This is a genomic window from Ideonella aquatica, assembly GCF_018069755.1.
GTDB lineage: Bacteria > Pseudomonadota > Gammaproteobacteria > Burkholderiales > Burkholderiaceae_C > Ideonella > Ideonella aquatica.
This window is the reverse complement of sequence record NZ_JAGQDE010000003.1, coordinates 309402-329777: the sequence shown is the minus strand read 5'-3', so window position 1 is coordinate 329777 and position 20376 is coordinate 309402. Positions and strand designations below refer to the sequence as shown.

Genomic DNA, 20376 nt, shown 5'->3' with positions numbered 1-20376 from the left:
TTCAGCCCTGGCCCATCTGCAGCGTTTTCAGCAGCAGGCTCTTGGCGGTGTTCATGACCTCGATGTTGTTCTGGTACGACCGCGAGGCCGAGATCATGTTGACCATCTCCTCGACCGCGTTGACGTTGCTGTAGGTGACGTAACCGTCGGCATCGGCCGCCGGGTGGCTGGGGTCGCGCACCTTGCGCCCGGGGGTGTTGTCCTCGGACACGGTGGAGACCGTGACACCGGCGCTGGCACCGGTGGGGTCGCCCATCTCGCCGCTGGCGGCGCGGCCCTGGGCGTCCATCATCACGGTCTGGAAGACCACCTGGCGCGCCTTGTAGGCCGAGCCATCCGGGCCTGCCACGGTGTCGACGTTGGCCAGGTTGGACGCCACGACGTTCAGGCGCTGGCTCTGCGCACTGACCGCCGAGCCCGATATGTCAAACACCTTGAACATGCTCATGTCAGCCCCTCGTCTGTCGGGTACGCCAGCCGATCCCCCGAGGGGATGCGGCCCGGCTTGGGAGCGGCCCGGCGCTCGGGCCGCTGGTGCGTTGTTCAACAGGCCTTGTCATGTCAGCCCCTCATCAACCCTGGGAAGGGCTCTTCATGGCGTCGCCGAGCGAGCGGATCTGGCCATTGAGGAAGCGCAGCGTGGCCTCGTACTTGACCGAGTTTTCGGCGAAGCTGGCGCGTTCGCGGTCCATGTCGACGCTGTTGCGGTCCAGGTTGGTCTGCGCCGCGGTGGCATAGCGCAGGCCCGACGGCGCCAGCGCGCCCGCGGCGGGCTGGATGTGGCCGGCGCGGGTGACGTTCATCTGCCCCGGCACCGCCAATTGACCGGTGGCCTGGCGCAGTGCGCTGGCGAAATCCATGTCGCGGGCCACATAGCCCGGCGTGTCGGCATTGGCGATGTTGCTGGAGATCAGACGCTGGCGCTCGGCGCGCAGCGTGAGCGCCTGGCTCTGGAAGTCCAGCGTGTCGGTCAGGCGGTTGAGCATCGGCGTGTCCTTCGCGGGCTGGCCCCGTCGCGATGGCGGCAGGACAGCCCGTCGGCCGATTGTGGGCAGCGCTGAAGACCAGCAAAGGCGCAAACAGCCGCCCCGGCACCCTTCATTTCAGGCCGGTGATGGCCGACAACAAGTCTCAAGATCACGTTCCATCCACCGACCCTGCCCCCGCCATGCCCCTGCACCTGCCCGCCGTCCGATCCCGCCTTGCCGGTGGGTTGGCCGCTGCGCTGTGCGTGGCCGCGCCGGCCTGGGCCCAGGCAACGTCGGAGGCCGGCGAACTGCTGCAGCGCATCGACCAGTTGGCGCGCGACTCCGCCCGCCAGGCCACCTCGCCCACGGCGCGGGTGGAGGTCGAGGTCGGCTCGCTGGACCCCCGGCTGAAGCTGGCGCCCTGCCGCCGCATCGAGTCCTACCTGCCCCCCGGCCTGCCGGCCTGGGGCCGCACCCGCGTGGGCATGCGCTGTGTCGAGGGCGAGAAGCGCTGGAATGTCACGCTGCCCGTGACGGTGCATGTGTTCATCCGCGCCCTGGTGTTGTCGTCGGCCGGTTCGGCCGGCCAGACGCTGGCGGCGCCCCAGCTGACCGAGGCCGAGGTCGACCTGGCCAGCGGCAGCAGCATGCCGCTGCTGCGCCCCGAGGCCCTGGTGGGCCGGGTGCTGGCCCGGCCGCTGGCCGCCGGCAGCCCGGTGCGCGCCAGCGACCTGAAGGCCCGCCAATGGTTCGCCGCCGGCGACAACGTGCGCATCGTCGCCGTCGGACCCGGCTGGCGCATCGCCAGCGAAGGCCAGGCCGTCACCCCCGGCGTGGAGGGCCAGACGGCCCGCGTGCGCACCGAGAGCGGCCGCCTGATCCAGGGTCGGCCGGTCGCCGATCGGGAACTGGAGGTGATGCTGTGAGCTTTTCTCGATTCCCCACCGCTGCCAAAAGTCCTAAAGTTCCGGCAGCGGGCTCCGACAACCGATGCAAGACATTCGGGTTTTCGGCCAGGCCAGGAACCCACTGGAGCACACCATGAAGATCGGATCCTTTGACCCCAAGAGCGCCACCTCCCCGCTGGCGGACACGCGCACCCGGGGCGCCAAGAGCGACAAGTCGGGCGCCGCCGAGGCCACCGACAGCGCCCAGGTCAGCCTCTCGACGACCGGCAGCGCCATCGCTGACGCTGGTGCGGACCCGAGCTTCGACGCAGCCAAGGTCGAGCGCATTGCGCAGGCCATCCGCGAGGGCAAGTTCAAGGTCAACCCCGAGAAGATCGCCGACAAGCTGATCTCCAACGCGCAGGACCTGCTCAAGCGCTACAGCGACCACTGAGCGGTCGCTGCGATCCGGGCGGCGCCGCGGCGCCCCCTTCGGTTTTTCCCAGGTTTATTGATCCGTCGGCCCAGCGCCGGCGGAGGCTGGATCACGCCATGCTGAGCACCCCTTCGGAACACGACGCCGTTCGCAACCTGGGCGAACTCGAGACCGCGCTGGGCGCGGTCGAGCTGGAACTCGCGGCCCTGGGCCAGGCGCTGCAGGCGCACGACCCCGCCGCCACCGAACACGCCGCCAACGCGCTGCACCGTGCACTGCAACGCGCGGTGGAGCGCTTCGGCCACCAGGCCAGCCCGCAGGGCGTGCCGATGCCGCTGCGCCGCCGCCTGGCCATGGCCGGTGGCCGCGTGGCCGCCCAGCGCGAGGCGGTGCACCGCGCCAGCTCGGCGCTGGACCGAGCGATTGACGTGCTGCTGCCTGCGCCGCCGCAGCCGATCGGCGTCTACGGCGCCAGCGGCCAGACCGCCCGCCGCGGCTCCAGCGGCTACGCCGAGGCCTGAGCCGCCCCAGCGGCGCGCCAGTCGCGTGCCAGCAGCGCCATGCCGATCAGGTCATGGTGGCGGCCATGCCAGTGCCCTGCCTCGCGCATCAGCCCCTCCGCCTGGAAGCCCAGCCGCTGCAGTGACCGCCGGGAAGCGGCGTTGTCGGGATGCACCAAGGCCTCGATGCGGTTGAGCCGCATGTGGGCAAATCCCCAGTCCAGCACCGTCCGCAGCGCCTCGTCCATCAGGCCCTGACCACGCGCCGACGGGTGCAGCTCATAGCCCAGCGTGCACTTGCGCCACTGGCGGTTCCAGCCGAACAGGCCGCAGCTGCCCAGCAGACGGTGCTCCTCGCCCCGCCGCGACAGCCCCCAGCGGGTGCCCGGGGCGGGCTGCCGGCGCCAGCCCGCGAACACGGCCACCAGGCCCTCGGCGGCCGCCAGATCGGCCAGGGGGTCGCTGCCGAACCAGCGCATGTCCTGGGCGTTGCCATGCACCGCCAGCAGCGCGGGCGCATCGGCCAGCAGGATCTCGCGCAGCACCAGACGCGGGGTGTGCAGGGTCGGAAAGTCGGGGTCGCTCATGGCGCCTGGCCGGGGGCGTCGGTGCGCTCGCGGTCGTAGTAGTCGACCGTGGCCTCGGCGCGCATCACCTTGCGCAGCCGGGCCTGGCCGTCGGCGCCGTCGGAGGCCACCAGGATCTTGCCGGAGTCCGGGTACTCGCACAGCTCCAGCGGCACCCGGTTGGACACCGCCAGGTAGCGCATCGGCACGCTGCCGGTGTTGATGATCTGGTGGGCCACCTCCGCTGAGCCGGTCGGGCAGGCCACCACGTCCATCGGCCGCAGCGGCAGGCGCTGCTGCCCAAAGCGCAGCTCGCCGGTGCCCTCCAGGATCAGGAACATCTCCTCCTCACCGTGGTGGTTGTGGAAGGGGCACTGGGCCTTGCCCGGTGGCAGCAGCGTCAGGTTGTAGCCCAGCTGACGCGCGCCGATGGCGGCGCTGAAGCAGGCACGGCGCGAGGTGTAGAAGCCGTTATCCTCGATGTCGTCGAACTCGACCTCGTCCAGGTTGGCCAGGGGGTGCATGCAGTGTCTCCGCGGTGGCAACGCGCCGATGGTGCCACCAAACGCAAGAGGGGCGTCCTCGGACGCCCCTGTTCATCGCCTGCTGTTGCGGGCCTGGCCGGCCAGCGTTCACCACTCGCGCAGCTTCACCCTCAGGCGTGCGATCGACTGGCTGTGCAGCTGGCACACGCGCGACTCGGTCACGCCCAGCACCGCGGCGATCTCCTTGAGGTTCATGTCGTGCTCGTAGTACATGCTCATCACGTACTGCTCGCGCTCGGGCAGGTGCTTGATCGCTTCGACCAGGGCCTCGCGCATGCGGTGGTCCTGCAGCATGGCCAGCGGGTTGGCGTCCTCGTTGGCCACATGGCGGTCGAGGAACTCGTCACCGCCCTCGTCGCCGCTCATGTCCTCGAGGTAGACCAACTGCGTGCCGCGCACCTTGGTCAGGATGTCCTGGTACTGGCCCAGCGTGATGCCCATCTCGGCGGCGATCTCGCTTTCGTGTGGCGCCCGGCCCAGCTTCTGCTCCAGGCGGTGCACGGCCGCCTCGATGTCGCGCTGCTGCTTGCGGTTGCCGCGGCTCATCCAGTCGCTGCCGCGCAGCTCATCGAGCATCGCGCCGCGGATGCGCTGGGTGGCAAAGGTCTCGAACTGCACGCCCTGGCCGGCGTCAAAGCGGCCCAGCGCATCGTGCAGGCCGATCATGCCGACCTGGATCAGGTCGTCGATCGCGACGTTGGCGGGCAGCTTGGCGATCATCTGGTGGGCCAGGCGGCGCACCAGGCCGCTGTGCTGCTTGAGCAGGGTGTTGGTATCGAGTCGGCCGTTGGCGGTGTACATGACGCTCTCCGTGGGCGCTTGTCAGAAAGGGATCCGGGGGGGCTGCTCGGCGCCCGACAGGGCCGCCTGCACCAGCGGCCCCGGGGCCGGGTCGGTCGCGTGCGGGGCACGCGTGCGTTGGTCGTGGGCCAGCTGGCGCAGGGCCTGCGGCAAGGTGGCCTGGGCGGGCTGGCGGCAGTCGACGGCGGCGTAGGAACGCTGCACCGCGCCGAGAAAGACATCCGCGGTGTCGGCCAGGCGGGCTGCGGCGGCGGCGGCGCGCTGCGGGCGGCCGTCCTCGCTGACCAGCAGGTCGAAGCTGCGCAGCGCCAGGCGCTGGGCGAGCAGCTTGATCGAGGCGTAGGCATCGGTCAGGCTGGCGTGGTCAACGCCGCACATCAGCACCGGGCGGGCCTCGCGGGCGCCGATCAGGCGGGTCATGTCGCGCGCGGTGGCGTGCATCAGCACCAGGTCCACCGGCGGCGCGGCGGCTTCCACCGCCGCCAGCCAGCCCTGGGCCGAGCCACGGGTGTCGACATGGCGGCGCGGCAGGCCGCGCGCGGCCAGGTAGTGCACACGCGCACCCAGGCGCTCCATGCAGGCGGACAGGTCCACCTCGCACAGCTCATGCGGTTCGGGCGAGGTGTCGGCGGCGTCGATCACCAGCAGCCGGGCGCCGTGCTCGGACAGTGCCGAGCACAGCCGCTCCAGCAAGACGGGGTGGCTGCGCAGGTGCGGATTGGCCACCAACGGCACCAGGCGGGCCTCGCTGGGGCCGAACAGCGCCCGCAGGCCCGCGGCCTGGTCGTGGCGGTGCAATCGTCCGGCGTTCATGCTGCGTGCCATGGCCGGTGTCCTCACAGGGTGCTCGGGGCCGGTGCCACGCGCGGTGCGGTGGCGAAGACCAGTTGCACCTCGGGCAGCTCCAGGCGCCAGCTGGCGGCGCCGGTGGCCTTCATCGCACGCTGCACCAGGGCGTTGGACGACAGGCGGTGCCAGTCCTCGGGCACCCGCTGGCCATTGGCCACGGCCAGCACCTTCAGGCGGTGGCGGATCACGGCGTCCAGCGCGGGGGCCAGCTTGACGGCCTCGTCGATCTTGGACAGCACCACGCCCTTGCAGCGCGCGGCACGCCAGGCGGTGATGACTTCGTCGATGGTCTCGCCCTGCGACGAGGCATCGACCACCAGCAGGCGCTGGATGCTGGGATGCGACAGCATCTCCAGCAACTCCTTGGTGCGGCTGTCGCGCTGGGCGATGCCGGCGGTGTCGATCAGCACCATGCGCTTGCCGGCCAGCAGCTCCAGCAGGTCTTCCAGCGAGGCGCGGTCATGGGCGGTGTGTACCGGCACACCCAGGATGCGGCCATAGGTGCGCAGCTGTTCCTGGGCGCCGACGCGGTAGGCGTCCAGCGTGATCAGGCCGAGGTTGGACGCGCCGTAGCGGGTGGCGAAGGCGGCGGCCAGCTTGGCGGTGGAGGTGGTCTTGCCCACGCCGGTGGAGCCGATCAGGGCATAGATGCCGCCCTGCTCCTCCAGCGCCGGCTCGGCCTCGCTGGTGGCAAGGTTGCGCTCCAGCACGCGGGCGGCCCAGTCGGGGGCGTCGGCGGTTTGGGCCGGCAGCGCCTCGACCATCTTGCGGATCAGACCGGGCGACCAACCGCAGTCCAGCAGCGTCTGGGCCAGCGTGGCCTGCTGCGGATGGCGCTGCAGCTTCTCCATGAAGGCCAGGGCGCCGAAGCGCTCCTCGATCAGTCCCTTCATCGCGCGCAGCTCGTGGACCATGTCCACCTGGTCGCGGCGCTCGGGCAGCGCTTCGGACAGCTGCGGCACCACGATCGGCGCGGCGGTCTCGCTGCGGGTCGGGCTGCTGGCGCGGGCGGCGATCGAGGCGCTGGCCGCGCGCTGGGCAGGCGCGGGCGCCGGCATCGGCTCGGTCGCCTCGTCGGTCGGGGTGCCGTCGATCGCGGCCTGGCGGCGGCGCAGCATGCGCTCGCGCACGTAGTCCTGGAACGACAGCGTGCTCATCTGCAGCTGCTCGACGTCCTGGTCCACCTCGTTCTGGGTGATCGCCGCGCCCGGCTGGCGCTCAACCAGGCGCTGGCCCGGCAGGCCGCGCTGGGCGGTCTGCCGCTCGGCACGGGCAGCCAGGCCATCGCGCGCCGGCGCGGGCTTGCGGGCGGCGGCGCCGCTGACGCGCTCGATCTGGTCGACCGCATCGGGGGCCATGGCCAGGACCTCGACGCCCTCACTGCAGGGCTTGGTGGACAGCACCACGGCGTCTTCGCCAAAGGCCTGGCGAACCAGGACGAAGGCCTCACGCGAGGTGCGGGCGGTGAATCGCTTGACGTTCATACGGCCTCCTGCCGGGTGCGCTGGGAGCCCATTGCTCCGGCGGGGGTCCGCGGGGTGCGCGGACGGGTGAAATCACAAAGGGTCATGCGCCTGCTCCGATGATCGAGCCGATGCGGATCGAGTGGGTCTCGGGGATCTCGCTGTGCGCCAGCACCTTCAGGCGGGGCGCGGCGCGCTTGAGCAGGCGGGCCAGGGGCGCACGCAGCACATCGGGCACCAGCAGGCAGGCCGGGTGGCCCAGGTCTTCCTGCTGGCGCGCGCTGTCGGCGGCCTGGCGGGTCAGGGTGTCGGCCACGCCGGGATCGAGGACGGGGCCATGCGGGGAGTTCAGTGCCTGGCCGACCAGGCGCTCGAGTTCGGGGTCCAGCGCGATCACGTCCAGCTCCTTGGCCGGGCCGTAGATCTGCTGCACGATGGCCGGGGCCAGCTGGATGCGGATGCGGCGGGCCAGCTCCGACGGATCGGCCACGCTGGCGGCATGCTCGGCCAGGCACTCGATGATCGAGCGGTAGTCGCGCACATGCACGCCTTCGTCCAGCAGCAGCTGCAGAACCTTTTGCAGGGCGGCGATGCCAACCATCTTGGGTACCACGTCTTCGATCAGTTTGGGGGCCAGCTTGGTCACGTGATCCACCAGGGCCTGGGTCTCCTGGCGACCCAGCAGCCTGGCGGCATTCACCTGCATCAAGTGTGAGAGGTGGGTGGCCACCACGGTCGAGCAATCAACCACCGTATAGCCACTCATTTGGGCCTGCTCGCGCAGCCGCTCTTCCACCCACACCGCGGGCAGCCCGAAGGCCGGGTCGGTGGTCTTGGTGCCGGGCAGCTGCGGCACGCTGCCGCCGGGGTTGATGGCCAGCAGCATGCCGGGGAAGGCCTCGCCCTCGCCAATCACCGCGCCGCGCAGCGAGACGCGGTAGACGCCGGGCTTGAGCTCCAGGTTGTCACGGATGTGCACCGACGGCGGCAGGAAGCCCACCTCCTGGGCAAACTTCTTGCGCACGCCCTTGATGCGCGCCAGCAGGTCGCCGCCGCGGGCCTTGTCGACCAGCGTGATCAGGCGGTAGCCCACCTCCAGGCCCAGCGTGTCCACCGGCTGCAGGTCGTCCCAGCTGGCTTCGGCATTGGCCTGCGGCGCGGGGTCGTCCTTGCTGGCCACGGGCTGCTCGGCGGCCAGCCGGGCGCGCTTGGCCAGCCACCAGGCGTAGTAGCCGATGGTGCCCGACATCAGCAGGAAGACCAGGTGCGGCATGCCCGGGATCAGGCCCAGCAGGCCGATGATGCCGGCGGTGATGCCCAGCGCACGGGGCGAGCTGAACATCTGGTCGCGGATCTGGTGACCCACATCCTTCTCGGAGCCCACGCGCGAGACCACCATCGCCGCCGCCACCGAGATCAGCAGCGCCGGGATCTGCGCCACCAGCGCGTCACCCACCGCCAGCAGGATGTAGCTGGAGGCCGCCTCGCCCACACCCAGGCCATGCTGGGCCACGCCGATGATGAAGCCGCCGATGATGTTGATCGCCAGGATCAACATGCCGGCAATCGCATCGCCGCGCACGAACTTGCTGGCACCGTCCATGGAGCCGAAGAAGTCGGCCTCCTCGCCCACCTCGGCGCGGCGCTTCTTGGCGGTCTCTTCGTCGATCAGGCCGGCGTTCAGGTCGGCGTCGATCGCCATCTGCTTGCCGGGCATCGCATCCAGGGTGAAGCGCGCGCCCACCTCGGCGATCCGCTCGGCACCCTTGGTGACGACGATGAAGTTGATCACCACCAGGATCGCAAAGACGATCAGGCCGACCGCGAAGTTGCCGCCGATCAGGAAGTGGCCGAAGGCCTCGATCACCTTGCCGGCGGCGCCGGTGCCGGTGTGGCCTTCCATCAGCACCACGCGGCTGGAGGCCACGTTCAGCGACAGGCGCAGCAGTGTGGTGACCAGCAGCACCGTGGGAAAGGCCGCGAAATCCAGCGGCTTGATCATCTGCGCCGCCACCAGCATCACCATCAGCGACATCGCGATGTTGAAGGTGAAGAACAGGTCCAGCGCAAAGGGCGGCAGCGGCAGCACCATCATCGCCAGCACCATGACGATGAAGATCGGCGCCATCAGCGCCTTGATGACGTTGGCGTTGTCGCCCAGCAGGGCTTGGAGTCGGGGCAGGAAGGCGTTCATGGGTTCGGTGCGGGCAGGACTTCACCCGCTGGACCCCATGGTGCCCAAGGCCGGCCCGGGACTTGAGCCCGAAAAACGGCCGGAAACCGGCTGTCATCCCGCCCACTGGCGGCGAATGCGGCAAAGTGCCGCGTCAGACCGGCGGCGTGCCCTGTCCCTGCCAGCCGGCGCCGTGGCCCAGCGGCACCTCGACCGCGAAATGCGCGCCGCGCTCGGACGCCAGGCAGGCGATCTCGCCGCCCATGGCGCGCACGATCTGGGCGCTGATGGCCAGGCCCAGGCCGGCGCCCTGGTGGGCGCGGCGGCCTTGCTCGCCCTGGGCGTAGGCCTGGAACAGCTGCTCGCGGTCGGTGGCGCTCAGGCCGGGGCCGCTGTCGTGCACCTCGATGCGCAGGCGTGGCGGATCGCTGCCGTCGACCACCCAGGCCCCGGCGCGCACCTCGCCCTCGGCGGTGAACTTCAGCGCGTTGTTCAGCAGGTTCTGCACCACCTGGCGCAGGCGCACGCCGTCCAGGTGGGCGGACACCTCGTCCAGGCCGCGGCTCTCCTCGACGAAGCCCAGGCCCTTGGCCTGCGTGGCCAGGCGCGCCGGGTCCAGCGTTTCGCGCCACCAGGGGCCCAGGGCCACCGCGGTGGGCTGCAGGTTCAGCTGGCCCTGCAGCGACTGCTCATAGCCCAGCGTGGTTTCCAGCAGCTGCAGCAGGCTGCTGGCCGAGTTGCCAATGGCCTGCAGCAGGCGGTCGCGGCGCACCGGGTCGTCCTGGGTGCGCAGCAGCTGGGCGCCAGAGCTGACCGCGCCCAGCGCCCCGCGCAGCTCGTGCGCCAGGTAAGCCAGGAAGCGACCGCGGGCGGCGATGCTGTCCTCGGCCTGGCGGCGCGCCAGCTGCTCGGCCTCGTGGGCGCGACGCAGGCGGCGCTGGCCGATCCACAGCAGCAGCGCCACCAGCACCGGCACCGCCACCAGCGGACCGGCCACCTGCAGCAGCTCGCGCCAGTCCGGGCCGGTGGGCACCTCGCGCGCCAGCCAGCGGGAACGCAGCGTGGCCCATTCACTGTCGTTGACCGACTCCATCGCCCGCGCCAGCACCCGGGTCAGCTCGGGACGGCCGCGCGGCACGCCCAGGTAGAGCTCGCTGTCACCACCGCTGACCACGCCCGACAGCGCCACCCGGCCCGCAAAGCGGCGCTCCAGCAATTCGTTGACCACATAGAGGTTGCCCAGCCCCACCTCGGCCGCGCCCTCGGCCACGGCCGACAGCACCTGGTCCTGCCGATCAAGCTCGACCACCGACAGGCGCGGGTGGCGCAGGCGCAGCTCGGGCAGCAGGAAGTGGCCCTTCAGCAGGGCCAGCCGGCGCACGCCGATGTCGGCGGTGTCCACCACTTGGCTCTGCTCGCCCGAGCGGGTGAACAGCACGGTGGGGGTGCTCAGGAAGGGCCCGACGAAGTCGTAATCGTCGCGCCGGGCCGCGGTGCGGGCCATGCCCACCAGCACCTCGATCTCACCCTGGCGGCCGCGCTCGTACAGCTCGGCAAAGGGCAAGCCCACCTCCTGGGCCACCGACAGCCCGGCCTTGTCGGCCAGCAGGCGCAGCAGGTCGGGGCCGAAACCGGTGAAATCACCCAAGGGGCCGCGCAGACTGACCGGCGCGAAGCTGGGGTCATAGCCCACGCGCAACTGGCCATGGTCGGCCACCCAGCGCTGCTCGGGCTCGCTGAGCTGGGCGCTGGCGGCCGGCAGCGGCAGCCGGGTCGACCCCGCCGGCAGCCAGCGCCGGGCCAGGCGATCGCGCTCGGCCTGGCCGCCCTCGGCGGCCGCCTTGTCCAACAGCCCCGCCAACACGCCACGGCCCGGCGCCAGCACCGGGCCCATCGGCACCGGCCCCAGGTTGGCACGCAGCTGCACGTTGGCCAGCAGCTCGTGCTCGATGTGATAGACCGCCGCCTGCTGGTAGCCGATGAAGATGTCGGCGCCGCCGGTGGCCACGGCCTGCAGCGCCTCGCGCGCGGTGGCGTGCCGCTCCAGGCGCAGCTGCGGAAACCGGATGGCCAAGGTCTGGTCGACGCTGGAGCCCAGCTCGATGGCCACCCGGCGGCCGGCGAAGTCGGCCGTGGGCGAGATGTCAGGCACGTCGCGTCGGGCCGCCACGACCAGCGGCACCGACATCACCGGCGCGCCCACCGGCAAACCGGCGGCGCGCGCGCGGTCCAGGGCGGCGAAGGGCGTCAGGTCGATCTCGCCTCGCTGCAGCGCGGCACGCAGCTCATCAAAGCTGTCGTAGTGGTGCAGCGTGGTCGACACGCCCAGGCGCTGGGTCCAGCGCGACAGCAGCTCCAGCACGAAGCCATGGGCGCGGTCGCTGCTGGGCTCGCGGACATAAAAGGGCGGGAAATCGCGGGTCAGGCCCACGTGCAGCGTGGGATGGCTGGCCAGCCACTGCTGTTCGGCCGGGCTGAGCACCAGACCTGGGGCCGCGGCGGATGGCGGTGCGGACGTCGGTGTGCTGGGGGATGCCGCAGCGGCCAGCAGCGGGCCGGCCAGGAACAGCAGGCACAGCACCAGCCACCGCCACCGCTCACGCAGGCCCTTGCACTGCACCACCGAACCTCCCCGACCACACCATTCCAGCGCCGGATGGCGCCCGCGGCATGATCAGCGCAAGCGGCCCGCTTGTCCAGACAGGCCGTGGCGCCATCGGTACGCCGGCGCACCGCGCTGGGGCTGGGCGCGCGTCAGGCGCGGGTCTCGTGCGGGTCCAGGCCCTGTGGTACCTGCACCTGTGGCGGTGCGCTGGCCAGCTCGGGGCTGCGGCGCAACTGGTAGACCCAGGCCAGCACCTGCGCCACGGCGGCGAACAGCGTGGCCGGCACCTCCTGGTCGACCTCGCAATGCGCGTACAGCGCCCGTGCCAGCGGCGGCGCCTGCAGCACCGCCACCCGGGCATCGCGCGCCAGGTCGCGGATCTTCAGCGCCAGCAGGTCAGCGCCCTTGGCCACCACCCGCGGCGCGCCCATGCGGGACTCGTCGTACTTCAAGGCCACTGCATAGTGGGTGGGGTTCATGACCACCAGATCCGCCTCGGGAACCGCGGCCAGCATGCGCTTGCGGCTGATCTCACGCATGCGCGCCTTGATCCGCGCCTTGACCTCGAGGTTGCCCTCGGCGTCCTTCATTTCCTGCTTGGCTTCCTCGCGGGTCATCTTCAGGCGGCTCAGCCACAGGTGGCGCTGCAGCGGCACGTCGATGGCCGCCCAGCCCGCCAGGGCCAGCAGCATCAGGCCCATGCAGGTGGCCAGCACGCCGCCGATCTCGCTGATCGCCTGCGGCAGCGGCACCGCAAGCAGCCCGGCCAGGTCGAAGAAACGGCTGCGGATGTAGAGCGTACCGACCACGCCCACCACCACGGCCAGCGTGATTGTCATCAACACATTGAGCAGGTGCTGCCTTGACACCATGCGCCCCAGCCCGGCCAGCGGATTGAAGCGCGAGAAGTCCGGCTGCAGCGCCTTGAAGCTGACATTCCAGCCGCCCGACAGCTTGGCCGCCAGCACCGCTGCCAGCGCCACCAGCACGCCCAGCGGCAGCACCACCAGCAAGGCCTGGCTGCCCAGGCGCTGCAGGTGCTCGCCCATCGCCGCCGGGTTTTGCACGTCGGTAGCGCCAAAGCGCAGCGCACCGGCCAGCAGGTCGCGCAGCCAGGTGGCCAGCGGGCCGGCAGCGGCCAGCAAGACGGCGCCGCCGCCCCCCAGCGCCGCCACATGGCCCAGGTCGCGCGAGCGCGGCACCTGGCCGTCTTCACGGGCACGGCGCTTCTTGCGCTCTGACGCGGGGAGGTTGCGGTCCTGGGCGGAGTCGGACATGGACGCTGATGCTGCCTGCCCGCCGCCAGGCCGTTGTCGGCTGGAGCGCGGCTTTCGTCTGCCACTTCGTCAAGCACGCTGGGACCCGGCCGTGTACAGTGGAGAGCGGCGAATGGTGGCAGGGCCCGCCCAAGCCCCACCGACAAGCCATGCAGTACCTTCCCGGCCGCCCCCAGGATCCGGACGCGCTTCGTCTGGAACTGCTGCGCCGTTCCGCCCAGCGCGAACTGGCCGCCATCTACAGCAGCGTGCTGGGCGTGGGGCTGATCGTCGCGCTGCAATGGACGCGCGCCCCGACCGCCCTGCTGCTCGCCTTTGTGGCGCTGCGCTTCGCGTCGCTGGTTCACAACCACTGGCTGGCGCGGCGACTGCTGCGCCTGCAGACGCTGCAGCAGGCCGGCACCCTGCCGCTGCGCCTGCTGGTCGGCGTGTCGCTGGCCGGCTTCAGTTGGGGCCTGCCGGTCTGGATGGTCGCTGACATTCCCTTCAGCGGCCCGGACCTGGTGATGGTGGTGCTTCCGCTGGTGGCCACGGTCCTGATGCTGATCACGGCCGCGTATTGGGGGCAGGCGATGGTGATCTTCGTGGCCCCCATGTGGTTGACGGTCGGGGGCCGGCTGGCACAGGAGTCCTGGTCAAGCGCCTGGCCGCTGCTGGCAGGCATTGCCGTGCTGCTGGCCGTGGTCATCATCTATGGCCGGCAACTGCACCGGCAAAGCTGCGAGGGCGTGGCGGCCGAACTGCTCAGCCGCCAGCTCAGCAACGACCTGCAACTGGCCAACGCCCGGCTGGAGACGGCCTTGCAGCGCGCGATGGATCTGGCCACCCGCGATCCGCTGACCGGCCTGCTGAACCGGCGGGCCATGATCGAACGCATCGAGGCCGAGGGTTCCCGTCTGGCACGCCAAGGCCAGTCCGCCGCAGTGCTGCTGCTGGACCTGGACCACTTCAAGCAGGTCAACGACCAGCATGGCCATGCGGTGGGTGACGAGGTGCTGCGCCAATGCGCCCGCAAGATGCTGGCCGCCCTGCGCCAGGAGGACCTGATGGCGCGCTGGGGCGGCGAAGAGTTCCTCGCGCTGCTGCCTGGCGCGGACCGGACGGCCGCCATGCAGGCGGCCCAGCGGCTGCGCGCAGCGGTGGCCGCCGTGCAGTTGGCGACGGCGCCGACGCTGCGGCCGACGGCCTCGATCGGCTGGGCGCCGTGGTCGCCGTCGCAGCCGCTGGCCGGCGCGATCGCCGAAGCCGATGCCGGCCTGTACCGGGCCAAGTCGGCGGGTCGCGACCGCGTCGAGCCGGCTATCTGAACGGCGCCAGCATCCGCTCCAGGGTGGCCACAAAGGGCGCCTGCAGCGTGGGCAGCATGGCCATCAGGCCGATCAGACCCACCGACACGGTGACCGGAAAACCCAGCGAGAAAATGTGCACCTGCGGCGCCACGCGCGACACCACGCCCAGCACCAGGTTGACCAGCATCAGCATCGCGATCAGCGGCATGGCGATCCACAGGCCCATGCGGAACACCTCGGCGCCCCATGCATGCGGCCGCGTCGCCGCCAGAAAGGCAAAAGGCTGTGGACCGACCGGGAAGACCTCCAGGCTGCGCACCACCGCCTCGATCACCGTCAGGTGACCATTGATGACGATGAACAGAAAGGCCACCAGCGTGCCGAAGAAGCGGCTGCTGGCCGTGGCCTGGGTGGCCGAGACCGGGTCGAAGAAGCCGGCGAAGTTCAGGCCCATCTGCAGTCCGGCAATCTCGCCGGCCAGCTCCACCGCCGCCACCACCAGGCGCACCGCAAAGCCCAGCGTCAGGCCGATCATCAGCTGTTGCGCCAGCAGGCCAACGGCCAGCGCCGAGTCCAGCGGCACCGGATCGATCGGCGGCAGCATGGGCTGAGCGGCCAGCGCCACCAGGAAGGCCAGGCCCACGCGCACCCGCAGCGGCACCAGGCGCTGGCCGATCACCGGCAGCACCTGCAGCAGCGCCAGCACGCGGACGAAGGGCCAGAGGATCGGCGTGATCCAGGCCAGGATCTGGGCTTCGCTGAACGAGATCATCGCCGGCGCGGCCAAGCGCTCAGGAGGCCGCGGTGGCGATCGACATCAGCATCGAGCGCAGGTAGTCCACCAGCGTGGTCATCATCCACGGGCCGGCCACCGCCATCACCGCCACCGCTGCCACCAGCTTGGGCACGAAGCTCAGCGTGGCCTCGTTGATCTGCGTGGCGGCCTGAAAGATGCTGACCAGCACGCCGACCAGCAACACCGCTGCCAGCATCGGCGCCGAGACCATCAGCAGGATCATCAAGCCCTGCTGGCCGATCGTGAAGACATGAGAGGCGTCCATGGTCGGGCGAGAAGTCAGGTGACAAAACTGGCGGCCAGCGAACCCAGCAACAGGTTCCAGCCATCGGCCAGCACAAAAAGCATCAGCTTGAAGGGCAGCGCCACCAGCACCGGCGACAGCATCATCATGCCCAGCGACATCAGCACGCTGGCCACCACCATGTCGATCACCAGGAAGGGGATGAAGATCAGGAAGCCGATCTGGAAGGCGCTCTTGAGCTCGCTGGTGACAAAGGCCGGCACCAGCACCTTGAAGGGCACGTCCTCGCCCTTGACCGCCGGGTCGAGCTTGGCCAGGCGGGCGAAGAGCTGCACGTCAGACTGGCGCGTCTGCTTGAGCATGAAGCCGCGCATCGGCACCTCGGCGCGCTTGATCGCCTCTTCAAAGCCGATCTGGCTGGCCTGGTAGGGTTGCCAGGCGTCGGCATAGACCTTGTCAATCGTCGGCGACATCACGAAGAAAGTCAGGAACAGGCTCAGGCCGATGACCACCTGGTTGGGCGGCGCGGCCTGCGTGCCCAGCGCCTGGCGCAGCAGCGACAGCACGATGACGATGCGGGTGAAGCCGGTCATCAGCAGCAGCACCGCCGGCAGAAAGCTCAGCGCGGTGAAGAACAGCAGCGTCTGCATCGGCACCGAGTAGCTGGTGCCGCCACCGCCCTGCCCCACCAGCAGCGGCAGGTTCGGGCCGCTTTGCGCCCAGCCCAGCACGGGCAGGACCAGCAGCGCCGCGGTCAGCAGGCGACGGATCGTGCGGCCCAGGCTCACGGCGCGGTCCCCTGGCCGCCCTGGCGGAAGCGGTTCAGCAGCTGTTGCACCGCCGGGCCTTGCGGGCTGTTCAGCAGCGCGGCGCTGCCGGGCGGGGCATCCAGCGTCAGCAGTGGCGTCACATGGTCCTGGCCCACACCCAGCACCAGCCAGTGCGCCTGGCCGCCGGTGCCCAACTCGACCACCACCACCTTCTGGGTGGGTGACAGCGGCAGGCCGGCCACCGCACGCAAGAGGTTGCCGGGGCCGGCCGAGCCGACGCCCGCGCGGCGCATCAGCCACAGCGCCAGCGGAATCGCCACCAGCACCAGCACGAAGGCCAGCACCGGCCACAGGGCGGACGAGGCGTTCATCGTGGCAGCACCGTTCACAGCTTGCTCAGGCGGCGCATGCGCTCGCTCGGGGTGACGATGTCGGTCAGGCGGATGCCGAACTTGTCGTTCACGACCACCACCTCGCCCTGGGCGATCAGGAAGCCGTTGACCAGCACGTCCATCGGCTCACCGGCCAGCGCGTCAAGCTCGACCACCGAGCCCTGCGCCAGCTGCAGGATGTTCTTGATCGGGATCCGGGTGCGGCCCAGCTCCACCGTGAGCTGGACCGGGATGTCCAGGATCATGTTGATGTCGTTGGGCGCGCCGGCCGCGGCGCCCGCGGGCGAGAAATTGGCGAAGGCCGCTGGCGCGACCTGGTCGGCCGGGGCCGCCACCTCGCTGGCCACGGCATTGCCACCCGCGCCGGACTCGGCGAGTGCCGCCGCCCACGCGTCGGCCATGTCGTCCTGGGTGTTGGCTTCTTCAGCTGACATGGTGTTCTCCCAACCAGCCCTGCTGCGGGCCGGTCAACGTGCGTTCAATCTTCACGGCGTAGTGGCCGTCCGAGGTACCGTAGTGGCAGTCGAACACCGGCACGCCATCCACCTTGGCCTGCACCAGCGGCTCAAGGTCGAGTTCGATGAAGTCGCCGGGCTTGAGCGCCAGCAGTTGTTCCACTGTGGCCGGTGCGGTGCCCAGCTCGACCACCAGGTCAACCTCGGCGCTCTGGATCTGCTGCTTGAGCAGGTTCACCCAACGGTGATCCGGCTCGACGGAGTCGCCCTGCATCGACGAATACAGCACGTCGCGGATCGGCTCCAGCGTCGAGTAGGGGATGCAGAAATGGATCTGGCCCGAGGTCTCGCCGATCTCCAGCGTGAAGCTGGTGGCCACGACGATCTCGCTGGGCGTGGCGATGTTGGCGAACTGCGGCTGCATCTCGCTGCGCTGGTACTCCAGCTCCAGCGGGTAGATGCCCTTCCAGGCGCGCTTGTACTCGGCCGTGACCACCTCGACCAGGCGCTCGATCACGCGCTGCTCGGTGGCCGAGAAGTCGCGCCCCTCGATGCGGGTGTGGAACTTGCCGGCGCCGCCGAACAGCGCGTCGATCACCGAGAACACGATGCTCGGGTCGCACACCACCAGGCCCGAGCCGCGCAGCGGCCGCACCTGCATGATGTTGAAGTTGGTGGGCACCACGATCTCGCGCAGGAAGGCGCTGTACTTCTGCACCTTGATGCCGCCGATCGAGACCTCCGGGCTGCGCCGGATCAGGTTGAACAGGCCGACGCGGATGTTGCGGGCGAAGCGCTCGCAGATGATCTCCATCGTCGGCATGCGGCCGCGGACGATGCGCTCCTGGCTGGCCAGGTCATAGTCGCGGATGCCGCCGGTCTGGACTTCTTCCTGCTCGAGCTTCTGGCTCTCGCCGGTGATGCCCTGCAGCAGTGCATCAACTTCGTCCTGGGAGAGGATTTGCTGGTTCATGGAGAACCGTTCACTCTTGGCTCATTGAATGATGAAGGAGGAGAACTGCACGTGCTTGATCGGTGAATCGTCGATCGAGTCGTAGCGCTTCTTTTTCTTGCCCTTGGCGGCAGACTCCTCCTCGCCGGGTGGTGCCAGCTCGATCCCCATGGGCTGCACCGCCACCTGCAGGATTTCCTCGGCCAGCAGTTCCTTGCCTTCGGCGCCGGCCAGGTCCTGGGCGGACTTGCGCGACAGCAGCAGCAGGATGTTGTTGCGGATGGCCGGCAGATAAGCCTTGATCTCGTCGCCCGCGTGGGCGTCCTCAACCTGCAGCGTGATGCCGATCTGGGCGAAGCGGTCGCTATCGCGGTCGGCCAGGTTGACCGTGAACGGATCCAGAGGCACGAAGACCGGCAAGGCATGCTTGTCGTCCTTCTTCTCCTTCTTGTCCTTCTTCGGCTTCTTCTCGACGTGGGCGGACGATTCGCCGTCCTCACCCTCGGCGGCAGCTTCCTCGGCGGCGGCGTTCTTCTTCATCACGTAGAACGCGGCCCCACCGCCGCCCAGCAGCAGCACGGCCACGGCAGCGATGATGATGATCAGCTTCTTCTTGCCCTTCTTGGGCGCGGCCTCGGCGGCATCTGGGGCGGCAGCGGCGGCGGACATGGCGGCTCCTCGTTGACGGTGCAGGCAGGAGGGACCACCTGGTCCACTCCGACAGTCACCGATTATTCGGAGCCGCCCGGCTGGCGAAGGCCGGAAAAGCGGGGGGAAACAGCCCTGCCCGGGCGCTGCTCAGCGCCAGGTCGGCGCCGGATCAGGCGTACAGGTCGAGCAGACCCCGGCGCCGGGCCGCGGCGGGCACGGGTGCCGGCGCCGGCTCAGCGCCTCCCGGCAGCGCTGCGGCGCCGCCATGCGGGCCGGCGGCGGACTCATCGCGGGCGCGGCGGCCGGCCTGGTCGGAGACGTCGCCGCCGGCCAGTTGCACGCCCACGTCGCCAAGCGCTTCGGCCAGCTGCGGCAGCGCGTCGGCCAGGGCCTGGCGGGTGAAGGGCACGTCAGCGGCCAGGGCCACCTGGGCCTGGCCGTCGCGCAGGGCGATGCGCACGTCGATCGGTCCCAGCTCGGCCGGGTTCAGCTCCAGCGCCGCATGCTGCACGCCTTCGCGCAGCCAGGTGCTGATCTGCAGGCCCAGCGCGGGTGCGAAGGCCGGGCTGGTGGGCGGCTGCGGCAGGTGGGCGCGGGCCGTGGGTGCCGGCTCGGCCGGGGCGGGCGTGGCCGCGGCGGTGTCGCTGGCGCCACCCAGGCTGGGCAGGGTGCCCGCGACAGCATGGATCGGTGCAGTTTCCGGGACCGGCTCAGGCCCGGCCGGGGTAAGCGGGGCTTCGGTCATCGGGTCTGTGGCGGGCCGCTGACCGGCCTCACGCAGCTCGGCGACGGGCCGCTCGGTGGCAGGGGTCTGCTGGGACTCGTCAGGAGCGGTGGAGCGCTCCAGGGCGTCGCGGGCAGCGCTCGCACGGCTGCGGCCGGTGGCGCCCAGGCGCTGCAGGGCATCGCCGCCCTCCGTCTCGGCCGACGGCTCGGCCGCGGTGGCGGTGCGCACGGTCGGGGTCCAGGCGGGCACCGGTGTGGGGACGGACGCCGGGGCGGGTGAGGGGTCTCCCGCTGGGGCGGCGGTGGTCTCAGAGCGGTCGCCGTCCTCGTCCTGCGGCGCGTCCTGGGCGCCGGCCTCGGGTCCGGGAGGGGCTGCAGGCGTCGCTTCGGTGTCGCCCTGTTGGCCGCGCAACAGCAGCGCAAACAGGCCGGCTGGCGCGTTGCCCCCCGGCCCTGAGGCCGCGCCGGAAGGCGGGCGGGCACCGGCGGTCGACGGGCTGCGGTGGGCGGGCGTGTGGGCGATGCTGGCTTGGCTCATGGCGGTGTCGGGTGGGGTCAGGCGGCCTGCAGGCTGCGCGGGCCGCGCCGCCCCATGCGCTGGGCGGCTTCGTCACTGGTCTTCTGGTCGCGCCGCGACTGCGCCAGTTGGGCGGCAGCCTGGCGGCGCTCGATCAGCTTGCGCACCATCGCCACGCGGGTCTCGCGCTGGCGCAGCGCGCGCAGCGCGGCGTCCACCAGGGTCTGGCTGTGCTCGGCCTGCTGGCCTTGCAGGTCGATCGCCTGGTCCAGGCGGCCGACAAAGCCCTGGTAGCAGCGCAGCAGGTCGATGCCGCAGCCCTGGCGGAACTGACCGGCCCAGCGCTGTCGGTAGTCATCGCGGTAGCCCAGCAGCGCCTGGTGCTGGCCGCGCGCGGCCTCGGCGCGCTGCTGGCAGGCGCGCCAGTGCGCCAGCGCTTCGTCACGACGGCGCTCCTCGCGTTCGAGCAGGGTGGCCAGCAACTGCATCCGGTCCATGGTTCAGGCGTGTGGTC

At 70.7% G+C, this 20376-nt stretch carries 23 protein-coding genes; 4 read left to right on the top strand and 19 right to left on the bottom strand.

Features of this window, described 5'->3' with window-relative positions; all coding sequences use genetic code 11:
- Position 1: 1 nt before the first annotated feature.
- Positions 2-448, bottom strand: a complete 447-nt coding sequence (flgC, locus tag KAK06_RS05850; protein ID WP_210800984.1) for a flagellar basal body rod protein FlgC — start codon at positions 446-448, stop codon at positions 2-4.
- Between the two features lie 124 nt (positions 449-572).
- Positions 573-986, bottom strand: coding sequence for a flagellar basal body rod protein FlgB (gene flgB / locus KAK06_RS05845; protein WP_210800983.1), 414 nt, complete (start codon positions 984-986; stop codon positions 573-575).
- Positions 987-1168: 182 nt separating this feature from the next.
- Here flgB and flgA point away from each other — a divergent pair, with 182 nt between their 5' ends.
- The 3 genes from flgA to KAK06_RS05830 all read left to right on the top strand — a co-directional run bounded on the left by flgA (position 1169) and on the right by KAK06_RS05830 (position 2812).
- Positions 1169-1894 carry a flagellar basal body P-ring formation chaperone FlgA gene (flgA, locus tag KAK06_RS05840; RefSeq protein WP_210800982.1) on the top strand — a complete coding sequence of 242 codons (726 nt, stop codon included), beginning with the start codon at positions 1169-1171 and terminating at the stop codon, positions 1892-1894.
- A gap of 115 nt (positions 1895-2009) precedes the next feature.
- Positions 2010-2309, top strand: a complete 300-nt coding sequence (gene flgM, locus KAK06_RS05835) for a flagellar biosynthesis anti-sigma factor FlgM (protein WP_210800981.1) — start codon at positions 2010-2012, stop codon at positions 2307-2309.
- A gap of 98 nt (positions 2310-2407) precedes the next feature.
- Positions 2408-2812, top strand: a complete 405-nt coding sequence (locus KAK06_RS05830) for a hypothetical protein (protein WP_210800980.1) — start codon at positions 2408-2410, stop codon at positions 2810-2812.
- On the opposite strand, the gene KAK06_RS05825 is transcribed toward KAK06_RS05830, so the two are convergent.
- The 8 genes from KAK06_RS05825 to KAK06_RS05790 form a co-directional block, all read right to left on the bottom strand.
- Positions 2797-3378 carry a GNAT family N-acetyltransferase gene (locus KAK06_RS05825; RefSeq protein ID WP_210800979.1) on the bottom strand — a complete coding sequence of 194 codons (582 nt, stop codon included), beginning with the start codon at positions 3376-3378 and terminating at the stop codon, positions 2797-2799. The genes KAK06_RS05830 and KAK06_RS05825 overlap by 16 nt on opposite strands.
- Positions 3375-3881, bottom strand: coding sequence for a cupin domain-containing protein (locus KAK06_RS05820; protein WP_210800978.1), 507 nt, complete (start codon positions 3879-3881; stop codon positions 3375-3377). Before KAK06_RS05820 ends, KAK06_RS05825 begins: the two co-directional genes overlap by 4 nt.
- A 108-nt stretch (positions 3882-3989) precedes the next feature.
- Positions 3990-4703: an RNA polymerase sigma factor FliA gene (locus tag KAK06_RS05815; RefSeq protein WP_210800977.1), complete on the bottom strand. Its 714-nt coding sequence runs from the start codon at positions 4701-4703 to the stop codon at positions 3990-3992.
- A gap of 21 nt (positions 4704-4724) precedes the next feature.
- A complete protein-coding gene (locus tag KAK06_RS05810; RefSeq protein WP_210800976.1) occupies positions 4725-5528 on the bottom strand; it encodes a flagellar biosynthesis protein in 804 nt (267 codons plus the stop codon).
- An 11-nt stretch (positions 5529-5539) separates the two neighbouring features.
- The gene (gene flhF, locus KAK06_RS05805) at positions 5540-7036 is read right to left on the bottom strand and encodes a flagellar biosynthesis GTPase FlhF (RefSeq protein WP_210800975.1); all 1497 of its coding nucleotides are present in this window, start codon (positions 7034-7036) and stop codon (positions 5540-5542) included.
- An 82-nt stretch (positions 7037-7118) separates the two neighbouring features.
- A complete protein-coding gene (gene flhA / locus KAK06_RS05800; RefSeq protein WP_210800974.1) occupies positions 7119-9209 on the bottom strand; it encodes a flagellar biosynthesis protein FlhA in 2091 nt (696 codons plus the stop codon).
- 133 nt (positions 9210-9342) lie between these two features.
- Positions 9343-11808, bottom strand: coding sequence for a transporter substrate-binding domain-containing protein (locus KAK06_RS05795; protein WP_210800973.1), 2466 nt, complete (start codon positions 11806-11808; stop codon positions 9343-9345).
- Positions 11809-11942: 134 nt separating this feature from the next.
- On the bottom strand, positions 11943-13070 hold the full coding sequence (locus KAK06_RS05790; protein ID WP_210800972.1) for an EscU/YscU/HrcU family type III secretion system export apparatus switch protein: 1128 nt from the start codon (positions 13068-13070) through the stop codon (positions 11943-11945).
- Between the two features lie 149 nt (positions 13071-13219).
- On the opposite strand from KAK06_RS05790, the gene KAK06_RS05785 reads away from it, so the two are divergent.
- Positions 13220-14377, top strand: a complete 1158-nt coding sequence (locus tag KAK06_RS05785) for a GGDEF domain-containing protein (RefSeq protein ID WP_210800971.1) — start codon at positions 13220-13222, stop codon at positions 14375-14377.
- Here KAK06_RS05785 and fliR read toward each other — a convergent pair.
- The 9 genes from fliR to fliJ form a co-directional block, all read right to left on the bottom strand.
- Complete coding sequence (gene fliR / locus KAK06_RS05780; protein ID WP_210800970.1) at positions 14370-15131, bottom strand: flagellar biosynthetic protein FliR; 762 nt, start codon at positions 15129-15131, stop codon at positions 14370-14372. The two genes, KAK06_RS05785 and fliR, sit on opposite strands and share 8 nt — an antisense overlap.
- A 19-nt stretch (positions 15132-15150) precedes the next feature.
- On the bottom strand, positions 15151-15420 hold the full coding sequence (gene fliQ, locus KAK06_RS05775; RefSeq protein ID WP_210800969.1) for a flagellar biosynthesis protein FliQ: 270 nt from the start codon (positions 15418-15420) through the stop codon (positions 15151-15153).
- Positions 15421-15434: 14 nt separating this feature from the next.
- Positions 15435-16181, bottom strand: coding sequence for a flagellar type III secretion system pore protein FliP (gene fliP, locus KAK06_RS05770; RefSeq protein WP_375140878.1), 747 nt, complete (start codon positions 16179-16181; stop codon positions 15435-15437).
- A 2-nt stretch (positions 16182-16183) separates the two neighbouring features.
- Positions 16184-16540, bottom strand: coding sequence for a FliO/MopB family protein (locus KAK06_RS05765; protein ID WP_210800968.1), 357 nt, complete (start codon positions 16538-16540; stop codon positions 16184-16186).
- Between the two features lie 14 nt (positions 16541-16554).
- Positions 16555-16995 (bottom strand): flagellar motor switch protein FliN, encoded by a 441-nt coding sequence (gene fliN, locus KAK06_RS05760; RefSeq protein WP_210800967.1) that lies wholly within the window; start codon positions 16993-16995, stop codon positions 16555-16557.
- Positions 16985-17989 carry a flagellar motor switch protein FliM gene (fliM, locus tag KAK06_RS05755; protein WP_210800966.1) on the bottom strand — a complete coding sequence of 335 codons (1005 nt, stop codon included), beginning with the start codon at positions 17987-17989 and terminating at the stop codon, positions 16985-16987. Before fliM ends, fliN begins: the two co-directional genes overlap by 11 nt.
- 21 nt (positions 17990-18010) lie before the next feature.
- Positions 18011-18637, bottom strand: a complete 627-nt coding sequence (locus KAK06_RS05750; RefSeq protein ID WP_210800965.1) for a flagellar basal body-associated FliL family protein — start codon at positions 18635-18637, stop codon at positions 18011-18013.
- 151 nt (positions 18638-18788) lie between these two features.
- On the bottom strand, positions 18789-19883 hold the full coding sequence (locus KAK06_RS05745) for a flagellar hook-length control protein FliK (RefSeq protein WP_210800964.1): 1095 nt from the start codon (positions 19881-19883) through the stop codon (positions 18789-18791).
- 17 nt (positions 19884-19900) lie between these two features.
- Positions 19901-20359 carry a flagellar export protein FliJ gene (fliJ, locus tag KAK06_RS05740; protein WP_210800963.1) on the bottom strand — a complete coding sequence of 153 codons (459 nt, stop codon included), beginning with the start codon at positions 20357-20359 and terminating at the stop codon, positions 19901-19903.
- Between the last annotated feature and the right edge of the window lie 17 nt (positions 20360-20376).